14 protein-coding genes are annotated in these 18698 nt (G+C 45.5%); 11 read left to right on the top strand and 3 right to left on the bottom strand.

Annotated features, from left to right (window positions below):
- The first annotated feature begins 12 nt into the window (after nt 1-12).
- On the top strand, nt 13-399 hold the full coding sequence (locus H6F56_RS24165; protein WP_190674077.1) for a hypothetical protein: 387 nt from the start codon (nt 13-15) through the stop codon (nt 397-399).
- A gap of 45 nt (nt 400-444) precedes the next feature.
- On the opposite strand, the gene H6F56_RS24160 is transcribed toward H6F56_RS24165, so the two are convergent.
- The 3 genes from H6F56_RS24160 to H6F56_RS26590 all read right to left on the bottom strand — a co-directional run bounded on the left by H6F56_RS24160 (nt 445) and on the right by H6F56_RS26590 (nt 5661).
- On the bottom strand, nt 445-2865 hold the full coding sequence (locus tag H6F56_RS24160; RefSeq protein ID WP_190674074.1) for a Calx-beta domain-containing protein: 2421 nt from the start codon (nt 2863-2865) through the stop codon (nt 445-447).
- A gap of 472 nt (nt 2866-3337) precedes the next feature.
- Complete coding sequence (locus H6F56_RS26595; protein WP_242032152.1) at nt 3338-4414, bottom strand: NACHT domain-containing protein; 1077 nt, start codon at nt 4412-4414, stop codon at nt 3338-3340.
- Nucleotides 4415-4473: 59 nt separating this feature from the next.
- On the bottom strand, nt 4474-5661 hold the full coding sequence (locus tag H6F56_RS26590; RefSeq protein WP_242032151.1) for an NACHT domain-containing protein: 1188 nt from the start codon (nt 5659-5661) through the stop codon (nt 4474-4476).
- A 246-nt stretch (nt 5662-5907) separates the two neighbouring features.
- Here H6F56_RS26590 and H6F56_RS24150 point away from each other — a divergent pair, with 246 nt between their 5' ends.
- From H6F56_RS24150 to H6F56_RS24105, 10 genes are all read left to right on the top strand, one after another.
- The gene (locus H6F56_RS24150) at nt 5908-6561 is read left to right on the top strand and encodes an exonuclease (RefSeq protein ID WP_190674072.1); all 654 of its coding nucleotides are present in this window, start codon (nt 5908-5910) and stop codon (nt 6559-6561) included.
- Nucleotides 6562-6661: 100 nt separating this feature from the next.
- The gene (locus H6F56_RS24145) at nt 6662-6811 is read left to right on the top strand and encodes a hypothetical protein (RefSeq protein WP_190674068.1); all 150 of its coding nucleotides are present in this window, start codon (nt 6662-6664) and stop codon (nt 6809-6811) included.
- A gap of 19 nt (nt 6812-6830) precedes the next feature.
- Nucleotides 6831-9392, top strand: a complete 2562-nt coding sequence (gene leuS, locus H6F56_RS24140) for a leucine--tRNA ligase (protein ID WP_190674065.1) — start codon at nt 6831-6833, stop codon at nt 9390-9392.
- A 312-nt stretch (nt 9393-9704) separates the two neighbouring features.
- On the top strand, nt 9705-10982 hold the full coding sequence (locus tag H6F56_RS24135; protein WP_190674062.1) for a glycosyltransferase: 1278 nt from the start codon (nt 9705-9707) through the stop codon (nt 10980-10982).
- A 37-nt stretch (nt 10983-11019) separates the two neighbouring features.
- Nucleotides 11020-12360 carry an oligosaccharide flippase family protein gene (locus H6F56_RS24130; protein ID WP_190674059.1) on the top strand — a complete coding sequence of 447 codons (1341 nt, stop codon included), beginning with the start codon at nt 11020-11022 and terminating at the stop codon, nt 12358-12360.
- A gap of 90 nt (nt 12361-12450) precedes the next feature.
- Nucleotides 12451-13299, top strand: a complete 849-nt coding sequence (locus tag H6F56_RS24125; protein WP_190674056.1) for a glycosyltransferase family 2 protein — start codon at nt 12451-12453, stop codon at nt 13297-13299.
- Between the two features lie 138 nt (nt 13300-13437).
- Entirely contained in the window at nt 13438-14286 is an 849-nt protein-coding gene (locus H6F56_RS24120) for a 2OG-Fe(II) oxygenase (protein ID WP_190674053.1), read from the top strand.
- A 34-nt stretch (nt 14287-14320) separates the two neighbouring features.
- Nucleotides 14321-15688 (top strand): O-antigen ligase domain-containing protein, encoded by a 1368-nt coding sequence (locus H6F56_RS24115; protein WP_190674050.1) that lies wholly within the window; start codon nt 14321-14323, stop codon nt 15686-15688.
- 175 nt (nt 15689-15863) lie between these two features.
- Entirely contained in the window at nt 15864-16919 is a 1056-nt protein-coding gene (locus tag H6F56_RS24110; protein ID WP_323799659.1) for a glycosyltransferase family 2 protein, read from the top strand.
- Nucleotides 16920-17240: 321 nt separating this feature from the next.
- Nucleotides 17241-18659: a hypothetical protein gene (locus tag H6F56_RS24105; RefSeq protein WP_190674047.1), complete on the top strand. Its 1419-nt coding sequence runs from the start codon at nt 17241-17243 to the stop codon at nt 18657-18659.
- Nucleotides 18660-18698 lie beyond the last annotated feature (39 nt).

Genomic DNA, 18698 nt, shown 5'->3' with positions numbered 1-18698 from the left:
GAGCTAGATTTTATGCGATTTTTTTTGCTTTTCTTATCCTTTTATTTTTTACCTTCTTTAGCTGTTTATGCTGGCGAATTAGAGACGAAACAGCAATTTCAGGTAAATAATCACTTGACTCAAGCGGTGCCGGCGAACCCGTCAACTCAGCCGGCACCCCGGCGAGTGAAACCGACTTTCTCTGAAGAAGAAAGAAGAGGTTTTGATCAGCGGGGGTTTAGAAATACCTTCTTAATGGATTCACTCAATGGTTTGAGCGATCCATTGGCAGGTGGTGCTGCCGGCGCTGAGTTTACAGGCAACGAAGGCTTATCACCGCTTTCACCTCAAAATCGTAGTATTTTTCCCGGCGTTGACCCCACAGATGTAATTATCCCCCGTTCAGGAGGGAGAAGATAATTACTTCAACCCTTGAACAAGGGAGGGGTCATTTGCTGTGTGTTTTTAACCAAGTTCGATGCTATCAATCACAATTTTGTTAGCCACATCCCCAAAGGTTACGGATCTGGCAATTCCTGAAAATGGAATCGTTATTTCATTAAATGTGCTGTAAGCATCAGGCAATTCACCGGCAGGAGTTCGAGATAAAGGAACCGAAGCCAAAATATTGCCGGTGCCACTGGCACCCGAATAAATAGTTACAGTGTGATCGCGGAAAGGCGAAGCGTAGAAAAACGAAAGTTGGCTGTCAAAACCACCGCTGACATCCATTAAAATCTCAGAACCTTCACCATAAGTTAAAGCAGTAATTCCACTCGGCGGCGTCCCAAAGTTACCGCCAAATTCATCATTTCTTCCCAAGGCATCTAAGGCATCGCTATCAATAATTCCTAAAGCATTAGAAGAGAAAGAAACACCTTGTGCTGCATACGCATCTCCAACGGTTTCTAAATTTCCCACAGCCTCGAAGTCTAGCAATGCCGGCACATCACTTCGCGCAATCGTGAGAGTTGCGGTATTCTGCGCTCCTAGGATAGCACCGTTGGTAGGATTAACTAAGCTGAGATTCACCGTTTCTGGAACTTCAATTAAAGTGTCATCACTGATAGGAATATTAACCGTTTTAGACAGTTCTCCTTCGGCAAAGTTAACGGTTATTGGGGTATCCGTGTAATCCTGAGAGGCAATTGCCGTGCCATTTGTTAATGAAATTGTCGCGCTAACTTCTCCACTGCTACCGCCGCTGCGAGTCACCGTGACGGCTGTTATCGGAATCCCATTTTCATTGACTAAAAAACTCGCTTCACTAAACTCTAAGGTGCCTGGTGCTGACGGTGAGGGTGATGGTGAGGGTGCCGGCGGTGCGGTGTCATTATCAACTATTTCGAGGACGGCAACATTATTATTGCCAATCAGTGCGTTTTGCTGGGGATTGCTTAAGGTTAAATTAATCGTCTCAGAACCTTCAACTAAGTTATCATCAGCAATGGGAACTGCTAAAGTTTTACGTGTTTCCCCAGGGGCAAAGATAAGTTCTATGGGACTATTGTTGAAATCCTCTGGGGACGTTGCTGTACCTTCAGTCAGAGTAATGGTAGCAGTCACTTCTGTATCGAGAATGCCGGTGCGAATGATTCCAATCTCTTGAATCGGTGTGCCGTCTTCATTCACCCTAAAAATGGGGGCGCTAAACTGTAAAGCAACATCATTGTCTAAAATTGTCAGATTTGTCGTACTTTGCGCTCCAATCGTTGCCCCGCCCGTGAGGTTTTCTAAGGCTAAATTAATGGTTTCTGATCCTTCCACTAAGGCATCATCAACAATGGGAATTGTTACGGTTTTATTTGCTTCCCCTGAAGCAAAGTTTAGCTGGATTGGCGGGTTTTCATAATCTTCGGCGGCGGTGGCAGTGCCATTTGTAAGCGTCAGGGTGGCACCGACTTCTCGATCCAGAATGCCGGTGCGAGTTATCGTGACTTGAGCGACAGGTGTGCCATCCTCATTAACGCTAAAGGAGGCATCACTAAACTGCAAGGCAACATCATCATCAAAAATGTTGACAGTTGCAGTATTTTGCGCCCCAATTGTTGCTCCTCCGGTGGGGTTTATTAAGCTCAAATTTATGGTTTCAGTGTTTTCAATGGCGGTATCATCTAGGATAGGAATGGAGACGGTTTGCGTCGTTTCTCCCTCAGCAAAATTTACCTGAATAGGGGTGTTGATGTAATCTTGAAAAGCTGTGCCGGTTCCATCGCTTAGGTTAATCGTTGCGCTGACTTCTCCGCTCGTGCTACCAACTCTATTCACAGTTACCGCTGCCACCGGCACCCCATTTTCATTAAACGCAAATGTGGGGGTGCTAAATTCTAAAGCACTGCTAATCGGGTTCACCGGCACTAATAAATCGCTCAGATTAGACAAGTCTGGAGGATCGCCCTGATAATCTAACTGTGCCAAAATGAGAGGACGACTGTTGGTTTGTTGCAAAAAGGTAATTAAAACGATGCCTGAATTTGAACTGACGGGAAGAATTTGTGTCCTTACTTGAGCAAGATCGATTTCAGCCGGCAAGCCAATTCTGTCTACACCAAACTCAAAGTCGGTAATAATATCTTGTCCCAAATCCCCAGAAAAACCGAGGGCAAAGACATCAACACCGGCACCGCCGGTTAAAGTATTATTTCCCTCACCCCCATAGAGGGTATCGTTGCCGTCGTCTCCATCTAAACTGTCATTGCCGCTGCCGCCCAATAAAACGTCATTGCCACCGCCGCCCAATAAAACGTCATTTTCCTCTTCGCCAAAGACAATATCATTGCCTAATCCCCCGATTAAACTGTCATTTCCGAGGGCACCGATGAAAAGATCATTTCCAACGCTGCCAATTAACGTGTCATTTGTATCATCGCCTAAGAATAAAGCCATCGTTTAACGCTCCTATCTACAATTGGTTCGCTGAAAATTACCCTGTAGATGCCTCTTGCTCTGACTGCTAAGCCTTCACGCAAGGGTATTAATTAACTATAAAATTAAGCGTTACCCTGATTAATAAATCATAGAATAAGCAAAGCAATATTGACAAATAAATTATTACGTGCCTTTTTAGTTTTTACTTTTTTAGGGTTCACCCTCGCAGAGGCAAACGCGTTAGGGCGAGCATCCTACCAGCACCCAAAAAAATCAGTCTCCTCAAGCGACGGCTCTTTAATTTGGCCGGTTATTTGGATAGGAGAGGGCGCACAGGCTAAACACTGCTAATAATTTTAAACAGATCTCTCAATTTTACCAATTCAAGCGTTGGGGTACTGACATCTTACAGCAGTACAAATTTTTAGCTTGTGGCCGGCACCAATTGCGGCATTAATTGATATAATAATACGATTAAATTTTTATGTTTTTATTCTTTGATTTCACAGATGGGTAACAACAACGTATCCTCTATTTTCTGCCGCACCTCACAGGACACCTCACAATCACTATTCAAACAATCTACCAGCAACATATTAGCCTCGTAATACTGTTCAAGTAGTTCCTTCTGCTGTTCGTTGAAGTGCCAATCGTGACCGATATTTCTATGCTTAATCATCACCGCTCTTAATTGTTCAGTCCAAGCTTGACCTTTTTTTTCCTCCCATTGCTTTAATATTTCTTTTATCTCCGTATCACTATTTAAGCCCAGTAGTTGCCCCTTAAGTTCTTCCAGTGCTTGAGCCAGTTCAGGAGCAACATCAACAGCCAGATCAAGGGCAAGGTAAAAGGCATGGGTACGGACAACAGATAGGCCAAGGGCACAATCAAGATAAAGTTCAATAGCTAGGTTACGATCCAGCTTAAGTTCAAGTTTAAGGTCACGGTTTGGAGGAAGCTCAAGCTTAAAAGCAAGAACAATATCTAGTTGAGCGTCAAGGTTCAGGTCAAGGTCACGGGCAAAGACGCGGAAAACGTCAAGGTCATAGCCCATGTAAAAAGCCCTAACTGCTACTGGCTTGTAAGGAACCTCAACTGAACAGGATTTCTGACTTACCCAGATGAGGAACTGCTGCAATTTTTCATCCAAAGCTATAAGTGCATCAATTTTTTTCTTCATCAGCCGCAGTAACTCATCAGCAGACTTTATCATGGTAACTGCTAGTAAAAATACTTCTTGCCATCGGTATTCAGTAATGTGGCTGACCAAGTTTTGCCAATCTGCACGCTCAACAAACTTTTTCGCCGTGAAATACTCTTGAAACGTCAGATGAGAGAAAGAGTAAATATTTTGCGCCCGTTCTACCAATAACCCATGCTGCGCTTCAATGGACTTCAAAACTGCCTCACTATCCAGTTGCAATGCCTCCGGGTTGTTTTGAGCATCAGGTAGATGGTGGATGTAATCAGAAATATACTGCTCTATTTCTTTCCGTTTAAAGAAATAGTCTCCTCGCTCAAATGTGATTAAGGCAATTTGACTCAGTAAATCTTTCTTGCCCTGCACTGATAAATTTTTATAAACCTGCTCTCGCTCAATTTTTCGCGTTTCATCCCATTTTTTTATTAGGTATCTACTCCTCGTTCATAAAGTTCTGAACGATTAAAAGGGAATTTATCTGATTCTTCAAACACCCAACATAATAGTGTCAGTAGTAGCGGATTGGTTGCCAGTTCTCGAATTGAATCATTTTTACTAAGTTGTTTAATAAATTCTTTTACTTTAACTGTTTGATTAGTTTTAAACCACTTATGAACAAAGGTTTTAATCTGTTCGTCATCAAAATCAGCGACTTCAATATCTTTAAACTTATCAAAAGTATAGTTACTTGCTGCAATCCGACAGGTAATTACAAACTGATTGGTGCGAAACTTGTCAGAAAAATCACGAACTTGCTTGATGACACGGTTGTTATCCTCAACTTTTACTTCATCCAAACCATCAAGTAAAACCAGTATCTTACCGTGCTTCAAAAGTACAGCTATTTGGTCAACAGAGACATCACAATCAAAAAACCTCTGGGTGATGTATTCCAGTAAGCTAGGTTTTCTTTCTGCTTCTGCAAAGTCTTTGAGTGTGATAAAAACTGGGATGGGATGACCTTGAAATTTACCTGTATTGCACTGGATTGCTAAATGCTTCAAAAATGTAGTTTTTCCTGACCCTGGCTTACCCAACACCATCAATTTTGAGTATTTCTCAACTGCTTCTAGTCCTGGTATCCGTCTATCAGTTACTTCGCCAAGTCCAAAGCGAGCGAAGTTTTCCGGGTTACACTCTTGTACCATTTCATCAACTTCGCGCCACTGGCGACTGGGAATTTTTTCCAGAATGTTGACGTTGGTGTAGAGTTCATTCACATCGATAGGTTGTGACATGGTGAGGGATTTAATTGTGCCACATTGGTCTTGAATCATCTCACGGCAATAGGAGCGCACCTCTTGCACCAAATCATTCAGATCGTCCTCTGACAGATTAGAAGATGGAGAATCTGAAGGCTTAGACTTCCGAAACTCAGTAGTCAGAAAATTAAGCAAGCGACCATATTTACCTGGGCCTTTGCCGTTGATGCGAAACTTCCTATAAACGTGGCCCATGCGGGTGGTAAGCGCACTGTTAGTGATATGGAGTTCTGTTGCTATCTCCAACTCTGTCCTGTTACTGCTAAACCAGATTACGAAAGCATCCTCTTGCTCTGGCGAAAGCTCATACTTACGAGCCATTTCAATTAAAAAGTTACGCGGCAGTGGCATCGGCCAATCTCTCCATTATCTGAAAGCGAGTTCACTAGCTGCATTCAGCTCTAAACCACAGTTAAGCCTGCTCTGATATTACTTATTCTGGAGCAAGAACGATGTTGAATAACAGGCTAAAACTGAAAATTGTAGCAAGATTGTAAATAGGTCAGCCTAAGTCAGTCTAAGTCAGCCTCAAAGTGAGAGATATCTCTAAAGCTAAATTGCGAGATTGAATTTAGCAACTTTTTGGAGATTCTTCTGATGAAAGGAACCCAGGTTAATGGACGGTTTTACTACCAAGACGAAAAGGGCATCCGGCTACCAGCCGTTACTACGATACTTAAGGCTACACAGCCTAGTGAGTCTGTAGCTGCTCTTTCTAATTGGCGTAGTAAAGTAGGGCAGGCAGAGGCGAGTCGCATTGCCCAAACTAGCCGTCGCCGAGGAAAACTATTGCATCAATGGGTTAAGGAGTATTTGCAAGGGTCATCTCCCAATGCTTCCAGCCTGATTCAGCCCTATTGTTATAGCGTTCAGCAGGTATTGGAGAAACTGAGCGACATTCAGTTTGTCGAGGCAGTTGTGCCAAATTATGTGGAAGGATACGCGGGAAAAGTTGATTTAGTTGCCCGTTATCAAGGTCTTCCCTGCATTATTGAGTGGACGACTGCTGAAGAACCTAAATTGCGATTGGGAAAATTTTACGATAAACCTTTACAACTTGTAGCTTATGGTGGCGCAATTAATCGCTGTTATAAGGACAGATTGTTTGGCTGCAAAATTGTTAATGCTTTGATTGTCGTAGCGCTTCCAGGTGAAGATGCAGAAATATTTATGTTTGAACGCGAACAATTGCTTGACTACTGGCAGAAGTGGTTAAATCGGCTCAAGAGTTTTGGAAAAAAAGCTGCTTGATAGGAATAGGGTGCCGGTGAATGCAAATTTAAAAAGTCTCGTTGAGCTATAAAGTGGCATTGGCAATCGAGGAATTTTCAAGGCTCTATGATTTAACAAAGTGAGTTATCGAATTGCCCTGCCTCCAGATTTAAACCGCCGGCCTAGCTGCTATCGGGACGCACACCGGCACGACAATATCTCCTTAAATCAGGATAGTGGCACGGGAGCGAGAGTATGTAAAAATATCAAGGCGGATAAACAGTATTAATCATCGAGGAGTTCCGTTCGTGGAGTCCCGTTACAACCCCGGATCTATAGAACAGAAGTGGCAACAGACTTGGACTGAGCGAGGCTTAGCTGAAACACCGGCAGAAACAGAGAAACCGAAATTCTATGCCCTGTCTATGTTTCCCTACCCTTCAGGCAGTCTGCACATGGGACACGTCCGTGTCTACACCATTACAGATGTGATTGCCCGACTGAAACGGATGCAAGGGTATCGGGTTCTCAGTCCAATGGGTTGGGATGCCTTTGGACTGCCGGCAGAAAATGCGGCGATCGAACGCGGCATTCCCCCAGCAAAGTGGACGTATCAAAATATTGCCCAAATGAAAGGGCAATTGCAAAAACTCGGTATCTCCTTCGATTGGAGTCGAGAAATTGCCACCTGTTCGCCCGATTATTACAAGTGGACGCAGTGGATTTTCTTACAATTTTTAAAAGCCGGCCTTGCTTACCAAAAAGAAGCTGCCGTTAACTGGGACCCGATCGATCAAACTGTGCTGGCAAATGAGCAAGTTGATAACGAGGGCCGGTCTTGGCGTTCCGGTGCTAAAGTAGAGCGCAAATTGTTGCGGCAGTGGTTCCTCAAAATTACCGACTATGCCGAACAATTGCTCAACGATCTCGATAAATTAACCGGCTGGCCTGAACGGGTGAAGTTGATGCAGGCCAACTGGATTGGCAAATCCACCGGCGCTTATTTAGAATTCCCGATTATCGGATTCGATGAGAAAATCGCAGTCTTTACCACGCGCCCAGATACCGTCTATGGCGTGACTTACGTGGTTTTGGCCCCCGAACATCCGCTCACACCTCGCGTCACCACCCCAGACCGGCAGGAAGCGGTAGACGCCTTTATTAAAGAAGTATCCGCTCAAAGTGAATTGGATCGCACCGCCGAGGATAAACCGAAACGCGGAATTCCCACCGGCGGCAAAGCCATCAATCCCTTCACCGGCGCAGAAATTCCCATTTGGATTGCCGATTATGTGCTCTATGAATATGGCACCGGCGCAGTCATGGGAGTGCCGGCCCACGATGTGCGGGATTTCCAATTCGCCACGCAACAGAATCTCCCCATAAAAGTGGTGATTGTGCCGGCAGATGCAGCAGACCCAAAAGCCGCCCTGAAACAAGCTTACACCGAACCCGGAGTGGTGATTGAGTCCGACCAGTTTAACGGCATGGATTCAACGGAAGCCAAATCGGCAATTGTCGAGTATGCCCAAGAAAAGGGATACGGAAAAGCGCGAGTACAATACCGGCTCAGAGATTGGTTAATTTCCCGCCAGCGGTATTGGGGGGCACCGATTCCGGTGATTCACTGCCCTAAATGTGGAATTGTGCCGGTGCCAGACGCAGACTTGCCGGTGCAGCTGCCAGAAGATGTGGAATTTAGCGGACGCGGCGGTTCACCCCTAACTCAGTTAGAAAACTGGGTGAATGTGCCCTGTCCGAGTTGCGGGACGCCGGCAAAGCGGGAAACCGACACGATGGATACATTTATCGATTCCTCGTGGTATTTCTTGCGCTACCCAGACGCCCAGAACTCCGCCCAAGCCTTCGATACGGCAAAGGTGAATGATTGGATGCCGGTGGATCAGTATGTCGGCGGCATCGAACACGCAATCTTGCATTTACTATATTCGCGCTTTTTTGTCAAGGTTTTGCGCGATTGCGGCTGGCTCAACTTTGACGAACCCTTCCAGCGCCTCCTTACCCAAGGCATGGTTCAGGGCTTGACTTACAAAAACCCCACAACCGGCAAATACATTCCCTCGGCAAACGTCAATGCCGGTGCCCCGAAAGATCCAGAGACGGGAGAAGCGCTGGAAGCTTTTTATGAAAAGATGTCCAAGTCCAAGTACAACGGCGTCGATCCCCTAGAAGTCATGGCGAAATATGGGGCAGATACGGCACGGATGTTTATCCTCTTCAAAGCGCCGCCGGAAAAAGATTTGGAGTGGGATGATGCGGATGTAGAAGGTCAATCCCGCTTCCTGAATCGTGTTTGGCGCTTAGTCACAGAGTTTGCCGGCAGCACTCCCCCGAAACCCTACAAGGGCGGGGATCTGAGCAAAGTTGAGAAAGACTTGCGGCGGGCAATTCACACAGCAATTGAAGCAGTGACAGAAGATTTGGAAGGCGATTATCAATTTAATACCGCCATTTCAGAACTGATGAAACTCAGCAACGCCCTCTCAGATGCCGCGTGTAAAAATTCGCCGGTTTATGCAGAAGGCATTGAGACGCTGATTCGTCTCTTAGCCCCCTTTGCGCCGCATATTGCTGAGGAATTGTGGCACGAGATTGGTCATACTGATTCAGTGCATGAACAAAGTTGGCCAAAAGCAGAAGCTTCTGCCCTGGTAGTCGATGAAATTACCCTAGTGATTCAAATTATGGGTAAAACCAGAGGCACCATTCAAGTGCCGGCAGCCGCTGATCGGCAAGCTTTAGAACAATATGCCCGTGAATCTGAAGTAGCGCAACGTCATATCGAAGGCAAGGAAATCAAAAAGGTGATTGTGGTGCCTGGAAAACTGGTGAATTTTGTGATTGGCTAACTTTACTTCAACTGACTTCCATCTCCTCTAAGAAAAGGGGGAGATGGGGAGTTTTGAGTGGGGGAGACTGCCCAATGCCCCATGCCCTATCCCCCATGCCCAGTAAAGTAAATATACTGATGAAAATATAAAGTTTTAATAAAGATTGCCAGTTTGGCAACATCTTTAACCGGCTCAGTGTTTGTATAACTTTACATAGCTAGGTTTTATTAATGTTTCTCTCCTTCACAGAGGGCCGGTGTTTAAACAGCCCCGTCTTCGTGAAGCAGGGCAGGGGACTTTATTAAGAATGATCATTTTCCCTAAAAAATAATGTCAATTGCTTATTTAATCAATCAGTATCCCAAGGTCAGCCATAGCTTTGTTCGCCGGGAGATTGCTGGGGTTGAGGCTTGCGGAATTCCAGTGGCGCGGATTTCTATCCGTTCCAGCGCAGCTGAACTCGTTGACGAGGCAGACAAGCAAGAATTAGAGAAAACCCGAACTGTCTTGGGCGGTGGGGTAGCCGGCCTGCTATCGGGCTTAGTCCGTGCTGCCATAACCCGACCTGTTCGGCTGCTGGGCGCTTTTTGGCTGGCGCTGAAAGTCGGCTGGGGTTCAGATCGCGGCGTTTTGCTGCATCTGGCTTACTTAGCAGAAGCTTGCATTCTGCTGCGTTGGTTTGCAGAAACGGGAATTGCACACGTTCACGCCCACTTCGGAACCAATTCAACCACCGTGGCGATGTTGTGCCACGCCTTGGGTGGCCCGTCCTACAGCTTCACGGTGCATGGCCCAGAAGAGTTTGATAAACCTGAAGCGCTGTCTTTAACCGAAAAAATCAAGCGTTCAGCGTTTGTCGTGGCGGTGAGTTCCTTCGGGAAAAGCCAGCTTTATCGCTGGTGTGATTACGACCAGTGGCCCAAAATCCATGTGGTTCACTGTGGCGTAGATGAGATGTTTTTGAAACAACCTCCGACTGCGGTGCCGGCGGTGCCTCGTTTAGCCTGCGTGGGCCGGCTTTGCGAACAGAAAGGCCAGTTACTTTTAATTGAAGCAGCCGGTCAGCTAGCTGCCGAGGGCTTACCGTTTAAGTTAGTCTTGGTGGGCGATGGGGAATTGCGCTCTCCCATTGAAGCGCTGATCGCCAAACTGAATCTTCAAGATCGGGTGGAAATTACGGGTTGGGCGAGCGGTGCTGAAGTTCAGCAGCAAATTTTGGCCGCTCGCGCGATGGTTCTGCCAAGCTTTGCAGAAGGACTGCCGGTGGTGATTATGGAAGCGCTGGCTTTAGGCCGGCCTGTAATCAGTACCTACGTGGCGGGAATTCCTGAGTTAGTAGAACCTGGAGTTTGCGGTTGGTTGGTGCCCCCCGGATCGGTTGAAGCCTTAACCGTAGCAATGCGGACTGCCTTGCAATTGCCGGCGCAACAGCTAGAAGAAATGGGCAAAGAAGGGGCTGAACGTGTGGCAAAACAGCATGATGCTGCGATCGAGTCCAGCAAACTCGCCGCTCTGTTTCAGGCTACTATCGAGAAGTCTCAGGAGCGGGCCATTGATGTATCCCCAAGCGTTCCCTATGCCGGCATCTCCTCCGCTAAGAGCAATTAACAGTTAAAGATCCCTGTGTCCACTCGCCAAAGTCATCATGTCATCACTTAAAAAACTTGCTATCCGAGGCGCGATTTGGACAATTATTAGCTACGGTGCTAGTCAGGTTTTGCGATTTGGCAGCAACCTGATTCTGACTCGTTTGCTCGTCCCAGAATTGTTTGGTCTGATGGCTTTGGTCACAACCTTCATTGTTGGGCTAAACCTGTTTTCAGATATTGGTGCCGGTCCCAGTATCATCCAAAATAAGCGCGGCGATGACCCAGATTTTCTCAATACTGCCTGGACTTTACAAGTCATGCGCGGTTTTGCTTTGTGGTTGTGCTGTCTCGCGATCGCTTGGCCAATTAGCCAGTTCTACAATGACCCCCGGCTGCGTTGGTTGATTCCACTGGTGGGTGCAGGCACGATTATTTCTGGGTTTAGCTCCACTGCTGTGTTCTCGCTCAACCGGCACATGGACATTGGTAAGCTGACAATTTTTCAATTTACAGCACAAGCTCTGTCCATTGTCGTGACCGTGGTGTGGGCTTTCTTCAGCCCGACAATCTGGGCGCTCGTTGGCGGCCAGCTTTCTTCATCCTTAATTAGAATGGTGTGGAGCCATTTTTTAATTCCTGGAAAACGCAACCGCTTTGCCTGGGATAAAGATGCACTCCAAGATTTATTTACCTTTGGCCGGTGGATATTTATTTCAACGGCAATGACATTTTTAGCCGGCCAAGCCGACCGACTCATTTTAGGGAAATTGCTCTCATTCCAGATGTTGGGGGTTTATACCGTTGCCTTCACCCTGTCTGATATGCCGCGTCAGATTGTTGGGGCGATTAACAGTAAAGTGCTTTTTGCCGCAACTTCAAAGCTTGTTTCCCTGCCTCGCGAAACTTTTCGAGCTAAAATCTTGGGGAAACGGAAGCTGATTATTGCAGTTTTGGCCTTAGCCTTGGCAGTGCTAATCACGGTTGGAGATTTGTTGATCGAGGCACTTTACGATGACAGATATACAGAAGCCGGTTGGATGCTGCCGATTTTAGGATTGGGTCTTTGGCCTCGCCTACTCTCTCAAACCATCGATCCGTCTCTTCTCGCCCTTGGCAAACCTTACTATGTCGCAACCGGCAACTTTCTCAAGTTTTTGTTCATGATCATCGGTTTACCCCTCGGATTCTATCTCGGCCAAGTTCCGGGGGCAATTATCGTCATTGCGCTGAATGATTTTCCTTATTATGCAGCGGTAACTTACGGCTTGTGGCGTGAGGGGATGAATTGTTCGTGGCAAGATTTGCAAGCGACCGGCCTATTTCTCGCGTCACTCGCACTTCTGCTATTTGGCCGGCATCTTTTGGGTTTTGGGATTCCATTTCAAATCGCTCTTTAGAGGGTTGAATTAACCCATCCAAAACATTTACCTTTCAAGAAATTGTTTTAAAAATTGATTCGTTTGTAGGCATCGAGAGGTTTCTGATAGATGGCTCCACCCGTAGACTTGCTGCTCATCACTTGGAACCGTCGGGAGTATGTTGAAAAGACGCTACCGACCATCTTCAACGATCCTTCAGATTTTCGTCTGTACTGTTGGGATAATGGCTCTCAGGACGGAACCGCAGACTTAATTGCCTCCATCGACGATCCGCGTGTTGTCAAACGGCAATTTAACCCGGAAAATGTCGGGCAGTACAAGCCTTGTATGTGGTTCTTTGAAACAGCTGCCAGTGATGTGCTGGGGAAAGTCGATGATGACATTTTGCTGCCTGCCGGCTGGGTTGATCGCATTGCCTCGATCGTTCGCAAAGAACCCAAGTTTGGGATGCTAGGATGCTGGATTTTTATGCCAGAAGATTGGGACGAAAAACTCGCCCAGCGTAATATTGTTGAGCTATCGGGTGAACGGGTATTTCGATGCACCACAGTGGCTGGGCAGTCTTTTCTCGCCCGAAAAGAACACTTGCTTCGCTATAGCATTGCAAACGAGCAAAGCTACAGTCATGGCTTGCCGATTAATCGCGTCCAGATGACCCTCGATGGTTTAATCAGTGGTAACCCGTTGCCATTGCTGTATGCCCATAATATGGACGATCCGCGATCTCCTATGAATGTTAAAACAAAGTCTGGAAATCTAGGTTCAGATGCGGCGCTAACCGCACGGAAGCTCAAGTTTGAATCCGCAGAAGATTATGCGAAATGGATCGCTACAGATGCCCGTCGCCGACAGGAGTTGCCATTTGACACGCAAATTGAGTGGGAGTTGCTTCGCCGAGACAATTCTTTCATGGGAAAACTCAAACGAAAGCTGTTGAAGACGTTTGTGATCAAATAAAATCGCCCCTTTGGCGAGAACTAGAAAATCAACTGTTTTAACCTTTGGATGTTCGGCTTGCCGGCTGTTACGTGTGTTTAGTTGCTTCTCAAAGAAAGTATCCATTTCTTGACTAGGTCAGCGTACTAGGAGGCTGTTATGAATTCAACAACATCTTTGTTTTGTCTTGATGAAAACCGCTTAAATAATTTAGCGAGTCAGTTTAGTCAAAGCTACGCCCAAGCAACCCCTTTTCCACATATCATCATTGATGATTTTTTACCGGCCTCTTTATTAGATAGGATTCTAGAAGAGTTTCCCAAGCCCGGAACAATTGATTGGCAAAAGTTTAATAATCCGGCGGAAAAGAAGTTAGCCTCAAACTTAGAACTCCAAATGGGAGAGTGGACACGGGTTCTGCTCTATCAATTGAATTCCTCAACGTTTATCAAATTTTTAGAAAGCCTCACGGGGATTGATGGAATTATCCCTGATCCGCACTTTGCCGGCGGCGGTCTTCATCAGATCGAGAGAGGCGGTTTTTTGAAAATGCACGTTGATTTTAACCGGCACAACAAACTGAAACTTGATCGCCGATTAAACCTCTTACTTTATCTGAACAAAGACTGGAAAGAAGAATATGGCGGTTATCTAGAACTTTGGGACAAGGATATGACTCAATGCGAGCAAAAGATCCTGCCAATTTTTAATCGCTGTGTCATTTTTAGCACTACAGACTTTTCCTATCACGGACATCCTGAACCGCTGACTTGTCCCGAAGGGCAAACGCGAAAATCCCTGGCACTTTACTACTACAGTAACGGAAGGCCGGCTGAAGAAGTTTCTGGCACGCACACAACAGTATTTAAAGCCCGCCCTGGCGACGAGCTGCCGGCAGAAAATCCTTTAGGGGGTGGCGTTAAAACGTTCTTGAAAAAGCTAGTACCCCCAATTTTGATTGATGCCAAAAATTACCTAAAAGATAAACAGAAACCTGGCGATCTTTAAACTCAACTGACCTTTAAAATAAGTGTAGTAAAGCATGAGTCCTACAGTAATGCTGGCTCTGTTCGGCCTGATACCGTTTACCATCTATATGTTTATCCGGTATCCTTCTCAACGGGCAGTTGTGATAGTTTTTATCACAGCGTTTATCTTCCTGCCGGTTGCAGCTTTTAAATTGCCGGGGATTCCAGAGTACAGCAAAACATCCGCACCTTGCTACTGCATTTTACTCGCAACTTTTATCTACGATCCTCAACGCTTTACTTCATTTAAATTTGGCTGGCTTGACGTGCCAATGCTTTGTTGGTGTTTCAGCCCGTTTGCTTCATCAATTACTAACGGCTTAGGCCCTTACGATGGCTTTTCAGAAACACTCTCACAAACGATGGCATGGGGAGCGCCTTACTTTTTAGGCCGGATATACCTCAATAACTTAGAAGGACTGCGTCAGTTGGCATTGGGCATTTTCGCCGGCGGCCTGATCTACGTTCCTTTATGTTTGTTTGAAAGCCGCATGAGTCCGCAACTGCACCGGATGGTTTACGGTTTTGCCGCCCGTCGTGACTTTGCCCAGACCATCCGCTTGGGGGGGTACAGACCAACCGTGTTTATGGTACACGGCCTTTGGGTTGGTGTATGGATGATGTCAGCGGCGCTAATAGCAGTTTGGTTGTGGAAGACGGGAACCATCAAACGATTCTGGAATATGCCAATGGATTGGCTGGCGCTAGCGTTGCTAGTGACATTTATTTTGTGTCGATCCACGGGGGCCTATCTCTACTTTGGGATCGGGATTTTTATCCTGTTTGTTGTTAAATACTGCCGCACAGCTTTGCCAATGTATCTCCTAATTTTTGGGTTATGTTTCTACCTATATTTAGGAGTGAGCGGCGGTTTTACAGGAGGTGAAGTTGTTTCATATGTCGCTGATACCCTCGGCCCAGAACGCGCTCAGTCCTTAGAATTTAGATTCATCAATGAAGGGCCGCTTGCAGAAAAGGCGCGGGAGAGAATGTTGTTTGGCTGGGGAGGATGGGGCAGAGCACGTATTTTTGACGAATGGGGTGAAGATATCTCTGTTACCGATAGCTTGTGGATCATCGCCTTTGGCAACCAAGGTTTATTCGGCTTAAGTGCTTTTGTCACCTCTGTGCTACTTCCCAGTTTAAGTTTTTCCTGGTTAGGTTATCCGCCCAGTACATGGTCTCATCCCAAAGTTGCGCCGGCAGCCGCGTTAGTCGTGATCCTGCCTTTGTTCATGCTGGATTCGGTATTGAATGCAATGGTTAACCAGATATTTATGCTCGGTGCGGGAGGACTCACAGGATTGATGCTAAGCAAGGCACAACCCCAAAATGTAACAAGCACTCGCTCATCGCCGGCAAGGCGTTCTACAGCCCGATAGAGGTGATCTTAGAAGACTGGAACTGTTGGTAACGAATTCCTCATTTTATGCAACCAAACAATTCTGACAGGGCAACAATTTGTTACCCTAGAAATCAGAATTTCTCAACAAAATATTGAGGGAATTGTTCGCACTTTTTCTACTTAATAAATAACGAGATAGGGCATCTATAAGTATGGTCGATTCCATGCAAGCTAAACCAGAAACGACGAAAGAGGACACCACCGTAATGTCTGATGCTATTGGGTCAATAAACCCTCCTCTTTTGCTAGTTGTGATTCTTAACTACCGAACGCCGGTTCTCACCATTGAATGCTTACGTTCCTTGGTGGAGGAAGTGCAATCTTTACCGGGCACTCATGTTGTCGTGGTTGACGGCGCTTCTGGGGATGGTTCCGCCGAACAAATTGCCGCCGCGATTGAAAATGAAGGGTGGTCTGAGTGGGCGGAACTGATGCCTCTAGAACACAATGGGGGATACGCTTATGGCAACAATGCTGCGTTGCGCCCAGCCTTGGAGGCACCCAATCCACCCCCTTATTTTCTCTTGCTCAACCCAGACACGGTGGTTCGCCCCAACGCGCTAAAAATCCTGGTGGATTTCATGGAAGAACATCCCGATGTAGGGCTTGCCGGCAGCGGTTTGGAAGACTTGGAGGGAAATCAACGGCGCAGAGCATTTCGCTTCCCGACTGTGCTCAGTGAACTAGATTCTGGGCTACGTCTGGGGGTAGTGTCAAAGCTCTTGTCAAAGTGGGCGCTGATCACTCCCATGCCAGAAGAACCGACTCAAGCTGAGTGGGTGCCAGGAGCAAGTATGATCGTCCGTCGCGAAGTATTTAAGTCTATCGGATTGATGGATGAAGAATATTTTCTGTATTACGAAGAAACAGACTTTTGCTTGCAGGCAAAGCGGGCCGGCTGGCCTTGTTGGTATGTGCCGCAAAGCCGAGTTGCCCATATTCCCGGACAAAGTACAGGGGTGACGGCTGTTGGTTCACGGAAGCGGATACCGAAGTATTGGTTTGATTCCAGGCAACGATATTTTCTCAAAAATCATGGCTGGGCGTATACTGCACTTGCCGATCTCGCTTGGGCTTCGGGTTTTATCCTATGGAGAGGGCGACGGGTGATTCAACGCAAGCCTGATGAAGATCCGCCCTACCTCCTCAATGATTTTTTGCGGAATAGTGTGTTGCTGAAAGGCTTTGCCAAGTCAACAGAAGGTTGATCACACTTTCTTTTATGCCGGCTCTCAATCCCCCACGCCTTTCTTAATAAATTGGCTGGGGGATTTCAGCTACTAGCCATTTAATTCTTCTGTGAACCCGAAACGACATTGAATTTTACGCACAATCACTTCTTTGGATTGCTGAAGCCAAGGGTGAGGCTGCTTAGCCTTGGTTGCGGCAGCGTAGTAAAGCTATTTGTTTAGCCTTCTAATTTAAAAGTATGTTTGTCCTTTAGCTCGACAGTCAACTAAATTCTTGTGTTACAATTATACTACAGAGGGAAAGTTCTGTGATTGTAGCTTTGTACAGGATTTTTAGCAATGAAGGATTATTTTAAAAAGACTGACTTTATATTAGATTTTCTTTATTTTTATTATTGTGGCAATCGCTATCAAGGACGAGGATTTATGACTTGGAATCCGGAAGAAGGTTTCCATCTCCAAGCTCTTTTAGATAGCCAGGTAAAGCCTATAGAAAAAATTGAGCTGGGAAAAGTTCATCTTCCTTCAAAAAGTGATATTTTCTCGATCAGAATGAGACCTCGAGATTATGATTGGGCAATTGTTCCTAATATATCCTTATCTGAGATGAATAAGCTGTACATTCAAAATAAATATCTTTCTATTAACTTTGAACGAGTAGTGTTTTGTGAGTCTGTAAAACCTGGAAGTAATGAAAATTTTTGGGCAGGCTCAGCCCTGTATGAGACGCAAAGTAAACTACGGCTATCTGATACAGTACATACTAACATACGGATTAATGATCAAGATATAGAAAGAGACCCGCGAATATCGGGAATTTTTTATGAGGATGATACGCAAAGGAAGCTAATTGGACGTTTTATTGATAATAAGCAACTTAAACTTTACTGGAAATTACCAAAAGAACTTTGGTCAAAAGCTGAGGCTTGGAAGTGGAGTATAGCTATTCAAGATGTCCTATCGATATGGTTTGGAGAAACAATTGGGCTATTACAACGCGAATTCTTACGTGGTTCGCAAAAAGTTACTGAAATTAGGTGTAAAGGTAAGTTTAGTACCTTAGGTTTGCTATCTCCTTTTGGGAATTTACCCTTTAATAAAGATGCTTTTATAAGCATGGCTGAGTTCTTTATTCGTGACCCATCAAAAGCTGATATTTGTCGCAGAATTTTATGGCAACTCTTAGAGGCGTCTAATCAACAGAGCCAACAAGCGCAGGAACTCCTACTTTCAACAATTCTAGAAGCGTCTCTTCGCTCTTTAGATAATCGTCCGTTTTCCCCTAAAAAAGATAATTCTTGGAATGTTGGAAAAAGTTTAGAAAGCTTCTTCAAGACTTACTTGCCATCTGACGAGTGGAAAGATATATGTAAACAAGTAATGAAAGAACATTGCTATTTACGAGATCGTAATGCTCATCCAGATTGGCTATTTAACCAAAGCGGTCGTTTCTCAGACGAGGAACAAAGAAAGTCCTTGGACAGTATGATTCTATTGAGTCGTTTCTATGGGTATATGATTCTTGCTCTTGCAGGGTTTAAAGATTTGCTACCTAATTTTCCACCATCACACCAAACTTGGAATGCAGCAGCAACAATTACAGTAACTTCAAATTCCAATCCTGAAAATGCTTTCCCTGATTTGCACATACTAGGAGAAATGTCAGATTTAGGCAAACTAACCAAGCAATTATCACAAGCAAAAACTTATCATGAAAGAACAATAATTTGGCGTGATTTTAAGCGAGGCATTAATTAACTTGCTTTCTTTCTATTTATTATATCCTTTCCTTTGGAA

Origin of the sequence: Microcoleus sp. FACHB-672, assembly GCF_014695725.1 — a bacterium.
Taxonomy (GTDB): domain Bacteria; phylum Cyanobacteriota; class Cyanobacteriia; order Cyanobacteriales; family Oscillatoriaceae; genus FACHB-68.
Note: the sequence above shows the minus strand (reverse complement) of the source record. Positions and strands in the feature narration are given on the sequence as shown.